Annotated in this window: 10 protein-coding genes; 7 read left to right on the top strand and 3 right to left on the bottom strand. The window is 42.7% G+C overall.

What is annotated here, in order from left to right; translation table 11 throughout:
* Positions 1-124 precede the first annotated feature (124 nt).
* The 6 genes from bamA (at position 125) to M917_RS14065 (ending at position 7,234) form a co-directional block, all read left to right on the top strand.
* Positions 125-2,545, top strand: a complete 2,421-nt coding sequence (gene bamA, locus M917_RS11545; protein ID WP_021815039.1) for an outer membrane protein assembly factor BamA — start codon at positions 125-127, stop codon at positions 2,543-2,545.
* A 152-nt stretch (positions 2,546-2,697) separates the two neighbouring features.
* Positions 2,698-3,714, top strand: a complete 1,017-nt coding sequence (gene lpxD, locus M917_RS11540) for a UDP-3-O-(3-hydroxymyristoyl)glucosamine N-acyltransferase (protein WP_021815038.1) — start codon at positions 2,698-2,700, stop codon at positions 3,712-3,714.
* Between the two features lie 58 nt (positions 3,715-3,772).
* A complete protein-coding gene (gene fabZ / locus M917_RS11535) occupies positions 3,773-4,282 on the top strand; it encodes a 3-hydroxyacyl-ACP dehydratase FabZ (protein ID WP_021815037.1) in 510 nt (169 codons plus the stop codon).
* A gap of 179 nt (positions 4,283-4,461) precedes the next feature.
* Positions 4,462-5,241 carry an acyl-ACP--UDP-N-acetylglucosamine O-acyltransferase gene (gene lpxA / locus M917_RS11530; protein WP_021815036.1) on the top strand — a complete coding sequence of 260 codons (780 nt, stop codon included), beginning with the start codon at positions 4,462-4,464 and terminating at the stop codon, positions 5,239-5,241.
* A gap of 291 nt (positions 5,242-5,532) precedes the next feature.
* Entirely contained in the window at positions 5,533-7,050 is a 1,518-nt protein-coding gene (locus M917_RS11525) for a sodium-dependent transporter (protein ID WP_021815035.1), read from the top strand.
* Positions 7,051-7,102: 52 nt separating this feature from the next.
* The gene (locus M917_RS14065; RefSeq protein ID WP_021815034.1) at positions 7,103-7,234 is read left to right on the top strand and encodes a methionine/alanine import family NSS transporter small subunit; all 132 of its coding nucleotides are present in this window, start codon (positions 7,103-7,105) and stop codon (positions 7,232-7,234) included.
* A gap of 133 nt (positions 7,235-7,367) precedes the next feature.
* Here M917_RS14065 and tgt read toward each other — a convergent pair whose 3' ends face one another.
* Together tgt and asd are read right to left on the bottom strand one after the other, a co-directional pair.
* Positions 7,368-8,519 carry a tRNA guanosine(34) transglycosylase Tgt gene (gene tgt / locus M917_RS11520; protein ID WP_021815033.1) on the bottom strand — a complete coding sequence of 384 codons (1,152 nt, stop codon included), beginning with the start codon at positions 8,517-8,519 and terminating at the stop codon, positions 7,368-7,370.
* Between the two features lie 267 nt (positions 8,520-8,786).
* Positions 8,787-9,911 (bottom strand): aspartate-semialdehyde dehydrogenase, encoded by a 1,125-nt coding sequence (gene asd / locus M917_RS11515; protein WP_264629466.1) that lies wholly within the window; start codon positions 9,909-9,911, stop codon positions 8,787-8,789.
* A gap of 429 nt (positions 9,912-10,340) precedes the next feature.
* Here asd and M917_RS11510 point away from each other — a divergent pair, with 429 nt between their 5' ends.
* Positions 10,341-11,471, top strand: coding sequence for an endonuclease/exonuclease/phosphatase family protein (locus tag M917_RS11510; protein WP_021815029.1), 1,131 nt, complete (start codon positions 10,341-10,343; stop codon positions 11,469-11,471).
* A gap of 442 nt (positions 11,472-11,913) precedes the next feature.
* Here M917_RS11510 and M917_RS11505 read toward each other — a convergent pair whose 3' ends face one another.
* Positions 11,914-13,305 carry a peptidylprolyl isomerase gene (locus M917_RS11505; protein WP_021815028.1) on the bottom strand — a complete coding sequence of 464 codons (1,392 nt, stop codon included), beginning with the start codon at positions 13,303-13,305 and terminating at the stop codon, positions 11,914-11,916.
* Positions 13,306-13,320 lie beyond the last annotated feature (15 nt).

The raw sequence follows: 13,320 nt of genomic DNA, 5'->3' as shown, positions 1-13,320 counted from the left end.
ATGCATTTTATATAAAGTGTTCTGAGTCTGCCGTGCGTGAATTTAAGATTCCATGTGAAATGGGCTAGACAATATGGGCTTTTTAACTTAACTTAAGCAAGTTTTTTATTGACGGATAGTGTTTATGCGTACGCCTTTATTTATGAGCGCGGCAGGGTTGCCGTTAGTTGTAGCGATGATGAGTATGCCTGTACAGGCTGCAGAATTTGTAGTCACTGACATCGGTTTCAATGGTCTACAACGCCTAACCCCCGATAGCCTCTATCCGGTTCTACCTATTTCGGTAGGGGATACGGTTAATGACAGTAGTTTGGCAGCCAGTATTAAGGCGCTATATGCGACCGAAAACTTCGCCGATATTCAAAGCCGTGTCGAAGGTGGTCAACTGCGATTTGATGTCGTTGAACGCCCAACCATCGCTGAGGTAAATTTTGAAGGCAATAAACTCATCCCAAAAGAAGGGCTTGAGCAAGGACTGGGTAACGCAGGTCTGTCTGTCGGTAATGTATTGAAGCAAGCTACATTACAGGGCGTCGCCAACGAGCTACAGCAGCAGTATATCAGCCAAGGCTATTACAATAGCAATATTGAGGTTGATCAAACGCTGCTAGATGGCAACCGTGTTAAGCTTGACGTCCGCTTTATTGAGGGTAAGCCTGCTAAAGTTGTGGATATTAATGTGATTGGTAACACTTATTTTAGCGATGAAGAAATCAAAGACGTTTTTGCTGTCAAAGAATCTTCTTGGACACGCCTGCTGTCTAAGTCCGATCGTTATGCCAAAGAAAAGTTGGCTGCTAGTTTAGAAAACTTAAAAGCACTATACCAAAATGATGGTTATGTGCGTTTTGCCGTAGACAATGCCGTACTTAATATCAGTGAAGATAAAAGCAGCGTCTTTATCGAAGTAAGTCTTACCGAAGGCGAGCAATATCAATTTGGTGAAGTGAATTTCTTAGGTAAGCCGACTTTTGATACCAATGAGCTAAGAGAGCTGGTCACTTTTGCCCCGAACGAAAAATACTCACAAGCCAAGCTAGATGAGACGACTGCCGCGCTTAAAAGTCGTTATGGCAATGAAGGTTATTATTTAGCGCAGGTCAGACCTGTGCCACGCATCAATGATGAAACCAAAGTGGTTGAAGTTGATTATTTTATTGACCCTGCACGTCCTATCTATGTTCGCCGTATCAACTTTACGGGTAATATCAAAACTCAAGACGAAGTACTGCGTCGTGAGATGCGTCAACTAGAAGGCTCGCTTGCGTCTAGTGAAAAAATTCAGTTGTCACGCACACGATTGATGCGCACAGGATTTTTTAAGGCCGTCAATGTCGATGTGAAGCCAGTACCTAACCAGCCAGATCAAGTAGATGTTAGCTATACCGTTGTAGAGCAGCCTTCTGGTAGCTCAACGATTGCTGCAGGCTATTCGCAAAGTGGCGGTGTCACCTTCCAATTAGATTTAACCCAAAACAACTTTATGGGTACGGGTAACCGTGTCAAAGCAGCGTTATCCCGCTCAGAGACACGTGACTCTTATAGCTTGGGATATACCGATCCTTATTTTACTGAAAATGGGGTATCGCAAGGTTTGAGCGCCTATTATCGTGAAACCAAGTACGATGATAGAAACGTGAGTAACTATGTCACGGATGCTTATGGCGCCACGCTTAATTACAGCTATCCTGTTGATGAAACCAAGCGTGTTAGCGCTGGTCTAAACGTCGATAATACCTCAGTACGTGGTGGCCGTTTCCTCGGTGTATCAAACGTACAGCAAATTATTGATGACGGTGGTACGTTTGAAGACTTCACAGGCGATTTTGAAGGTCGTACTGGCTTCAAAAATGACTATCAAACTTACAATTTACTGTTTGGCTGGGATTACAGCACCTTAGATCGTCCGGTGTTCCCGACTAAAGGGATGAGCCATAAGGTTGATGCGACCATTGGTCTAGGTGATACGAATTATCAGAAACTCATTTATCAGGGTAATGTCTATTATCCATTTTACAAAGACTGGGTAGCGCGCGGTTATACCAGACTTGGTTATGGTAATGATTTGCCATTCTATGAAAACTTTTATGCAGGTGGTTATGGTTCAGTGCGTGGCTATGAAGCGTCAACGCTTGGACCAAAATCACAAGCCTATTTTGATGCCGTCAATGATCCCGCCAATCAAACATTTTCTTCAGAAGAAGTTGGGGGTAATGCGCTGGTCAGCTTCGGTAGTGAGCTGATTTTACCAATGCCGTTTAAGGGCGATTGGGCGGATCAAGTACGTCCAGTGCTGTTTGCTGAAGGTGGTCAGGTATTTGATACCACTGATAAAGAAGATCGCACTTTCGTTAATCCTAATACAGGTGTTGATACGGGTGTGCCATTATTGACGCAAGACAATAAGATGCGCTTTAGTGCTGGTGCTGGTGTGACTTGGTATACGCCTATTGGCCCAATCTCACTCAGTTATGCAATGCCTATCGGTGATAAAGAAGGCGACGAGACCGAAAAAGTACAGTTCCAAATTGGTAATACGTTCTAATTTAATATAATTGTTCTGGTTCCTCTCATCAACGATACAAAATTATTTAAATGAACGAAGCGTTAGTGCAATATCAGTAGGTCGCCAAGTGAGTTTTCAGCTTGGCGATCCTCTTATTCATAATAATATTTATAATAATACTAATAGCAACTATGATAACGATTGAGCAACTTATCACTCGAATTGAACAGCGTCAGCCTATTATCAATAAGGCCGAAATCGATGCGGAACAGTTGCGTCACGAGTTCAGCAGTATTGGTAGTTTAACCACTGCGGATAATAAGCAATTAAGCTTTTTAGCAGATCCTCACTATATTTCCAGTTTATCGCGTAGTCAAGCAGGGGCAGTGTTGATTACAGCGGACTATCGGGATCAAGTTCCAGAGACAGCTGTCGCGCTGGTAGTGGCAAGTCCATATTTGGCTTATGCTAGTGCCAGTCAGATTTTTGCTCAGGATTCAGAGCTCAATGGTATTCACCCTAGTGCTGTGATTGCTGATAGTGCAGTTATTGGCGATCAGGTTTATATTGGTCCTTTTTGTGTGATCGGCGATCATGTGCAAATTGGTGCACGCAGCTCACTTTATGCTCATGTGGTGGTTGAAGCAAATGCTGATATCGGCCATGATTGTGTTATCAAATCACAAGTCGTTATTGGTCATGATAGCGTCATTGGTAGCCATGTGAGGTTACATGCGGGTGTCAGTGTTGGTGCAGAAGGCTTTGGTTTTGCCCCAACCAGAGATCCTAGTGCCACTGGCTGGGAGCGCATTGCTCAGCTAGGACGAGTAGTGATTGGCGATCATGTACGAATTGGTAGCCAAACCTGTATAGACCGCGGTGCCATCGATGATACGGTCATCGGTAATCATGTTATCATTGATAATTTAGTACAAATTGCCCACAACGTGCGTATCGGTGATGGTACTGCCATTGCTGCCCAAACAGCCATAGCTGGTAGTACCAGTATAGGCAAGCGTTGTATTATTGGTGGCGCTGTCGGTATTACAGGCCACATCGAAATCACAGATGATGTCACTTTATCCGGAATGACAATGGTAACCAAATCCATCAAAACGGCTGGTTCGTATTCTTCTGGAACGGCTGCCATGCCAACCGCTAACTGGCGACGTGCCGCAGTACGTTTTCGTCAGCTTGGTCGTGATTGATTGCGCAAATACAAAAAATAAGCCATAAAGATTCAAAACATAGCAAGGAAGTTCCATTATGAGCAGTAACGATATAGATACCCAAACTGATAAAAATGTTAACAGCTTGGCTGAGCAAGGTCTCACGCTGCCATTAACCTATCATACCCTTAAGCATTATTTGCCACACCGCTATCCTTTTTTGCTGGTAGACAAGATTATTGATTGCACGCCCGGAGAGTGTATTACGGGTATTAAGAACGTGACTATCAATGAAGAGTTTTTTAATGGGCACTTTCCTGATGAGCCGATTATGCCAGGTGTATTGATGGTAGAGTCGATGGCGCAAGTGTCAGGTGTGCTTGGATTTATTAGCGCAGGGCTGACGGCAGAAGATGGCTATCTATATCTGTTTGCAGGCGTTGATAAGGTTCGTTTTAAACGCCGAGTGATTCCCGGAGATCAACTGATTATTCGTGCCAAAACAGTCATGCAAAAACATGGGATTTATAAATTTGATTGTACAGTGCATGTCGAAGACGAGCTTGCTGCTAGTGCTCAGATAATGATTGCCCGTCAAGAACAATAGCATTCACTTGCTGTCACTATATCCATAGTTGACCGAAGCCTTATATTAAAGTGGGCAGTGAAAATTATAATCAATAATCATGTTTAACAGCAGAATTACCCTTATGTTGTTTAATAAGGCTAAATTTGCTGTATTTGTTTTACTATTTATTCGCATCAGATGATACAAAGGCCTACATTATGAGTCAGATACATCCAACAGCACTCATCTCACCGTCCGCTCAGATTGATGAGACTGCCATCATTGGCCCATATTGTATCGTTGGTGATGAGGTCTCGATTGGCGCGCATACGGTGTTGCACCGGCATGTGGTCGTGACCAAGTTGACTCGTATTGGTCAACACAATCAGTTATATCAGTTTGCAAGTGTTGGTGAAGATCCACAAGATCTGAAATATGCTGGTGAGCGTACATGGCTTGAGATTGGTGATCATAATACCATTCGTGAGGCTTGTAGCTTACACCGTGGTACTGCCCAAGATAATGAACTTACCAAAATTGGCAGCCACAATTTATTGATGGTGAACACTCATGTGGCTCACGATTGTGTGATTGGCGATCATAATGTATTGGCCAACAACGTTGGTGTCGCAGGGCATGTTACTATTGGCAACCATACCATTATTGGTGGTAATTCAGGTATTCATCAGTTTTGTACCGTTGACGATTATAGTTTAATCGGTGGAGCCAGTCTGATTTTAAAAGATGTAGCCGCCTTTACGATGGTATCGGGCAATCCAGCAAAAGCTCATGGTCTCAATGTCGAGGGGATGCGCCGAAAAGATTGGTCGAAGGAGACGATAGATGTGCTACGTCAAGCTTACCGTACGATTTTTAGATCAGGTTTGACGACTGTGCAAGCGCTTGAAGTTTTAAGTAATGAGCTACTACCAAAAGACCCAATGATTCAACTACTTATTGATTCATTACAGAAAAGTAACCGAGGTGTGGTGCGCTGAAATTTTGATTAGATTTACTTCAGCTTATATAGAGTATAGAAGTATTATTTGGCAACCACTTGTCAGATAAAGACAAAACATAAAAAGCCATAACCAATCGTTATGCTTTTTATGTTTATAACTGCTTGACTTTTTTGGTCGCTTAGCAGAAACTTCCTAGTCATATACTGTTAGATTCTAGTAACTTATTTTAACCAACCGCTAATTTGTAGTCTCTTTAAGTATCTATCTTGGTCTTTTGACGAGTTTGATAACTTAAAGGGAATTATAATTGAATTTTAGGAGTGTCATATGGCAGAGCAAAGGGAAAATTGGTCCAGTAGAACTGGATTTATTATAGCCGCTGTCGGTTCAGCTGTCGGTTTAGGTAACATATGGCGTTTTCCGTATGTGGCTTACGACAATGGTGGTGGGGCATTTATGGTGCCGTATCTTATTGCTTTATTAACTGCAGGTATCCCGCTACTATTTCTAGATTATATTATCGGGCATAAGTATCGCTCTGCAGCACCTCGTGCTTATAAGAAACTGGCACCTTCTGGTCAATTTGTGGGCTGGTGGCAGACGCTCGTCTCTTTTGTGATTGCTATCTACTACGCAGCTGTCATTGTATGGGCCGGTAGTTATATGTTTTTCTCGTTTGGTCAAAAATGGGGCGAGGACACTACAACCTTTTTCGTCAGTGATTTTGTAAAACATACTGGGGACTTAACCTCAGTGTTTGTACCTCAGATGTTTATAGGTTTGGTCATTGTTTGGGCTCTTTCTATATTGATTATGTTTGGCGGTATCCGTAAGGGTGTTGAACTTGCTAACAAAATTTGTTTGCCATTATTGCTAGTATTATTTGGCATCATGGTATTTAAAGCCGTTACCCTACCAGGTGCGGTCATTGGTTTGAATGCCTTCTTTGAGCCAAATTGGACTAAAATGAGTGATCCTAACGTTTGGCTAGCAGCTTATGGCCATGTGTTTTTCTCACTTTCAGTAGGTTTTGGTATCATGGTAACTTATGCCTCATACCTCCAAAAGAATACCAATCTAACGGGCGCAGGCTTAGTGGTAGGTTTTGCTAACTCTTCTTTTGAGCTTATTGCTGGTATCGGTATCTTTGCTGCGATTGGTTTTATGGCAATGTCGACAGGTCAAGATGTCGCAGAAGTCGCTAGTGGCGGTGTTGGATTGGCATTCTTTGTTTTCCCTAAGATTATCTCTACTATGGGGGCCAGTGGTGATTTTGTTGGTTTCTTATTCTTTGGCTCTTTAGTCGTTGCTGGTATCAGCTCTTTGATCAGTATTTTGGAAGTACCTATCTCTGCTTTTCAAAGTAAGTTCGATTGGTCGCGCAAAAAAGCAGTTGCTATCATATGCGGCGTATGTGCGGTTATATCTATTGCTGCTTTCTCGACGGGTAGCTCATTGGTACTCGTAGATGTCATTGATCACTTTGCTAATAACATCGGTATCGTTGCTGGTGGTTTGATGTCAATTATTTTGGTTACTTGGTTTAATCGTCATAAAATTCCAAGCCTACTAGCGCATAGCAATCGTATTTCTAGTGTTAAGTTAGGCGGTGCTTGGATATTTATGTTGACCGTTATTACGCCAACCGTGCTTACTATCGCCTTGGGTCTTAAGTTTATTGACTTAGTTAAAACACCTTATGAAGGTTACTCTTCCACTATTTTATTACTGTTTGGTTGGGGTGTTGTCGTATTCTTTGGCTTAGGAGCTTTCATATTAAGTCGTATGAAAGGTATTCATGATGATGAAGATGATAAAGCCCGTGCAATTGAAAATGCACGCTAGCCAGCAAACTAAATAGTTAGCAGATAGGTTAACATTTCAATAGGAATTTATTATGAGCACTTCAGCGATTATTTTTATGATTATCTCAATGGTACTTATATGGGGTGGCTTGATTTCTGCCATTATACATCTGCGAAACAATCCTGATATCCCAATGGATCAAGTACCGGATGATAACTTTTAAGTTTCAAAGCATGAGTCTTTTAAAAACTTTAGAGTAGTGAAGGTTTTAACGACCATAAAAAATACCAGTCAGTGAAAACTGACTGGTATTTTTATGTTTAAATAATCTAAATAAAAAAGGCAATTAACAAAGCCTAACGTAATTTTAGCTCAGGCGTTGTTTGTCCTCGTTTACTATAAAACTCGTTTACAAATTCGTCAAAGTTATCTTGCTCAATCGCATCTCTAATACCTTGCATCAAACGCTGGTAGTAGCGCAAATTATGGATAGTCGCCAATTGAGCACCCAGCATCTCTTTACATTTATTCAGATGATATAGATAAGCACGGCTAAAGTTCTGGCACGTATAGCAATCGCACTCTGGATCTAAAGGGCCGTCATCATTGCGATATTGGCTATTGCGGATACGTACCACGCCCGCATTGTCCGTATCGCCTGTGACGAAATAATGACCATTACGCGCATTACGAGTTGGCATCACACAATCAAACATATCCACACCGCGGCGCACTGCTTCAACGATATCTTCAGGCTTGCCCACACCCATCAAATAGCGCGGTTTGTCTGCTGGCATCGCATGTGGCATATAATCTAAGACATCCATCATCTCATCTTTTGGTTCGCCAACGGATAAGCCACCGATGGCATAACCATCAAAACCAATCTTGAGCAAACCATCGAGTGATTGCTTGCGCAAATCAGCGTACATACTGCCTTGAATAATACCAAACAGGGCATTGGTGCTGCCCAGTCTGTTATGCTCATCAACGCAGCGCTGACCCCAACGTAATGACAGTTCTAAAGATGCTTTTGCTTCATCATGAGTCGCAGGGTAAGGCGTACACTCATCGAACTGCATGACAATGTCGGAATTCAAACTATACTGTATCTGCATAGATTTTTCTGGCGATAGAAAAACTTTGGCGCCATCAATAGGAGATTTAAAATCGACGCCTTCCTCGGTAATTTTGCGCATCGCACCAAGACTAAATACTTGAAAACCACCTGAGTCGGTTAAAATAGGCTTATCCCAATGCATAAACTTGTGTAGACCACCAAATTTATCGATAACCTCTGTACCAGGACGCAGCCATAAATGAAAGGTATTGCCCAAAATGATGTCTGCCCCGATGGCCTCGATATCACGTGGCAGCATACCTTTGACCGTACCGTAAGTACCGACAGGCATAAACGCAGGTGTTTGTACGTCGCCATGATTGAGATGAACCGTGCCACGGCGTGCACGCGTTTCGCCACTGGCTGTTTTATGTAAGACAAATTGCATATGATAACCGCTATTTAAGCTATGAAAATGGCGCTAATTATAGCATTGTTCGCTGTTTTTTTGGATATGTATGTTCGTATGGCAGCACTATAACCATTTGATGGGATTTTACTTTGAATGGTCAATCATTTAAGCAGAGCTACGGCCATTAAAAGACCCAAAGATACCATACTCACTGTATTTTTCCTGTCCTCTCTATTTCACCAACGGCATAAAAAAAGACAGCAATCGCTGTCTTTTTTATATTAGATCTTAAAAAACTTTGATTCAGTTTTTTTGTTCACGGATGATATTGAGCATACGGCGTAAGGGTTCAGCGGCACCCCATAATAGTTGGTCACCAACGGTAAATGCACCTAGATATTCAGGCCCCATATTCAGTTTACGTAAACGACCTAATGCGACCGTTAGCGTACCCGTTACTGCCACTGGCGTTAAGCGGTTGATGGTGGCTTCTTTATCGTCTTCGACCAAATCTAACCATTCGTTACCGCTGTTTTTAAGAGCGGCTTCAATCTCTTCTAATGGGATATCTTTTTTGAGTTTGATGGTCAGACCTTGAGCATGGCAGCGCATCGCCCCAATGCGGACACACATGCCATCAATTGGCACATTATTGGCTTCAGAATTACCAAGGATTTTATTGGTTTCAACACCGCCTTTCCACTCTTCACGTGACTGCTTGTTTTCTAGCTGGGCGTCGATATAAGGAATCAAGCTACCAGCCAAAGGCACGCCGAAATACTGTGTAGGAAAGTCATCTGAACGTTGAGTCTGAGCAATTTTTTTGTCGATATCGAGGATGGCGCTAGCAGGGTTGGCCAACTCGTCTTGAACAGCATCATGCAAGACACCCATCCCATTGATTAGCTCGCGCATATTGTTTGCGCCAGAGCCACTTGCAGCTTGATAGGTCATCGCGCTGACCCATTCTACCCAGCCTTTATTGAACAGCTCGCCAATCGCCATTAGCATGAGTGATACCGTACAGTTACCACCAATAAAGTCCTTTTGACCATTGGCTAGGGCGCTATCAATGACAGCACGGTTGACTGGATCAAGAATAATGATGCTGTCGTTTTCCATGCGTAATGTACTGGCCGCATCAATCCAATAGCCAGTCCAGCCGCTATCACGTAACGGCTGATGTACTCTTGACGTATAGTCGCCCCCTTGGCAGGTAATGATCACATCACAGGTTGCTAGGGTGTCAATATCATGAGCGTCTTTTAATTGGCTGGTTTTAATACCATCAAAACTTGGTGCATCACCACCTGCATTGCTGGTAGAAAAAAACACAGGCGTAATACCATCAAAGTCTTTTTCTTCAGTCATACGTTGTATCAATACTGACCCGACCATACCGCGCCAACCTACCAAACCTACTGTCAAATTACTCATGAAGTTTAATCCTAGTTATCATTATTTATTGCATTGCCAGCCGATAACAATGCCGTGAATGGCTACAAAAAGCAAGGCGTTTTGGCAATTTTTAGACGTTTTTTAGACACTATTACCTGTGTTTATTATAACTTTAAGTTATTATTGTAAAGTCGATATTTATTTTTGTTTGGATACTTTGTGAGATTTCATAACAGCAAGCCACTTGCTGTGCCATGTTTACCATCGCAAGTGGCATAAAATTGTAACGTTTTATGGCAGTCGTCACATTATTAAGTCTCACTATTAGGCGATAATCTTACGAAATGCTAAAGTAAGCACTTATGGCAATTTAGTCAACGCTATGCAGATTTTTGTTATTGTATTGATGATCAGTATCATTAATGCAGTCCTCATTTTAATAAACGGTTAATACATATTATGGATCTCTCACTATTATATGCCAGCGTCCAGTGGCTAGCAGGGTTCATCGCATTTGTGACAATTTGGGGCTGGCTACCACTTGATAATTGGTGGGTACGTGGTGTTGAGTTTCCACGCATTCAGATAATGGTGCTGGGCGTCATTGCTTGTATTGGCATGTTGGCGTTTTGGTCAGAGTGGCAGCTAGGTCAATGGCTGTTATTTGTGGCATTAAGTATTACGTTAGCATTTCAACTGAGAATGGTACTGCCTTATACCAAGCTATGGAAAAAAGAAGTACAACAGGCAAAAGATTTGCTAGAAGGACAAGCGCACCAGCTCAAGATCATGGTTTCAAATGTTTTGACGCCCAATGATGACACTCACAAACTGATTGATCTCGTTAAGCACAGACAGCCTGATATTTTGATTACACTAGAAAGTGATCAAAAATGGGAAAAAGCCCTAAATGAAATTGAGACTGATTATCCTTATACGGTAAAAGTACCGCTGGATAATTTGTATGGCATGCATTTATATTCTAAGCTTGAACTGATTGATCCTGAAGTTAAGTACTTAATGATTGACGACATACCTTCTATTCACACACAGCTGCGTTTACAAAGTGGTCGCGTCATTTGGTTATATTGTTTGCATCCTATGCCGCCAAGCCCAACGGAAGCAGACAAATCGACCACTCGCGATGCCGAACTACTTACGGTTGGAAAACATATCAAAGAAAATGAGCAAACGGCCATATTGGCAGGTGATCTCAATGATGTGGCATGGTCAAAAACGACTAGGCGTTTTCAACGAATATCGGGATTATTAGACCCACGTATTGGTCGGCATTTTATCAATACGTTCCATGTCGATTATCCGTTTTTGCGTTGGGCTTTGGATCATATTTTTCATAGTGCTTGCTTTACCGTGGTTGATATTCGACGTATGCCTTCAGTCGGTTCCGATCATTTTCCTGTCATGACAACTTTGCAATATGAGCCAGAAGAAACCAGTAAACAAGAGCAAAATGCACCGAAGGCAGAAGCAGAAGATGTCAAAGAAACAGATAAGAAAATAGAAGAAGGTAAAAAAGAAGGGGAAAAAGTTTCAAAGGAGCATGCAGAAGAGCGTAGAAGTACGTGTTAACAGGGTGCAATCTTACCTCTTATCCCAGCCCCGTATCATCATGTCTCGCATCCACTTTGTTCAGTATCGACTATATTATAATGTAGTGAGACTATAGACTAGGACGTAAGCATATGCTTACGTTAAATAAGGTCTTTGGCCTCTAGTCGATTGAAACTGATTGACCTACAATACATCCATCAACACAAGGACATGCAAGGATGCAGTGTTGAGACAGTATCGTAAAATTCAGGTCAGCCCGCTGTTTTATAGGTTACTGTTTATGACTTAGGATGAGTCAACATGGAAGAAATAATAATAACAATATGAAGCCCCATAGCCCCGAACCAATCGCCCTAGGTTCGGGGCTTTTCTTTGTGGGTAAATGCCTAACCTAAATAAAAAAGGATACCTGCATCAACAGATATCCTTTTTTTAATCAAATATGACGTGCAGAAATAGACTAACCCAGTACTTGGATATAAGCGCCTGCTCGTAGCTCTTGTAGCCAATCTTCTCTGGCTTGCGGTGCTAGACGTTGATATAGTGCTTGACGCGCCATATTACGGCGATACTGGTCACTCACATCTTGCTGACGTTTGCCATCGACTTTTAGGATATGCCAGCCAAACTGTGTTTTAAAAGGAGCAGAATAGTCACCAACCGCTGTGTTTTTCATGACGGTTTCGAACGGCCCGATCATATCGTCTTCACTTACCCAATCAAGATCACCACCGCGACCTGCTGAGCCTGGATCATCTGAATAAGTTGATGCTAAACCAGCAAAATCAGCGCCACTACGTAATTGCTCATACAAGTCATTGATCTTTTGCTCAGCAAGTGCATCTGTCTGTAGTTCATCGACCTTAATTAATATATGACGAGTATTCCACTGCGGTATCAATACGGTGTCACTGGAATTTTTATTAGCCAGCTTAATAATATCGATACCTTCAGGGGTTACTAACGGTGCGCTGACAGCGCCGACCTCAAGCTTGGTAATCTCACTTGACAGCTCTGTAGGTAGGGTAGCTGCTTTATGAAAGCCCATGTCGCCACCTTGTAGTGGGATAGGATAGTTGCCTTGACTGGCAGCAACGGCTTCAGCAACATCAACATTGGGTGCGAGCAGGCGAGTACGCAACGCTTCTGCTACCTTCAGCGCTTCTGCACGTTGAGCTTCTGACAGACGGCTGTAGTCATCGATGTAAGGAACTCGCACGTGAATCGTTTGATATTCACTTTGGTTCAGACGCTTGGCTTCAGGTGAGGCCAAAAACGCATCAATATCTTGCTCACTAATACGTACCCGATTGGTGATTTGGCGTTGTTGTAGAGCTTGGATAGCGGCATCTTCGATCAATTGCGCGCGAAGAGCGGCATAGCTGCCAGGTTGTGCTGCGTCAAGACGTTGCTGTAATGCTGAAATGCTACTAAGTCCTTCTGCCTGCGCGATTTGACCAAGGCGCTGATTAATGGCTGCCTCATCAGGGTTCAGACCGACACGTTTGACCATGGAGAGCTGTAGCTCACGGAGAATAAGTGCATTTAAGACTTCAGATTGTAATTGAGCTGAGTTAGCCACAGGCTCGCCAGCAGCTTGTGCGCGTGCTTGAGTTTGCGTGATAGCAGCGACCAATTCGCTTTTCAAAATCGCGTTTTCATTGACCAAGGCAATAATACCATCTGTGCTATTGGCTGGTGTCAAACGATTGACGCTACTTTGATTAGCAGCAGGCGTCGCTTGTGCTGCTGCATTGACAGTGGCAGCTTGGGCGCTCAATGTAAGTGCAACACTGGCACTCGTAGACAGCAGTACAGCGCGGCTAATCTGACGTAAAGAAAAAAATCTCATGATGCTCCTCATCAA

This window comes from Psychrobacter aquaticus CMS 56 (assembly GCF_000471625.1).
Lineage (GTDB): Bacteria > Pseudomonadota > Gammaproteobacteria > Pseudomonadales > Moraxellaceae > Psychrobacter > Psychrobacter aquaticus.
The sequence above is the reverse complement of the archived record's forward strand: the minus strand, read 5'-3'. Positions and strand labels throughout refer to the sequence as shown.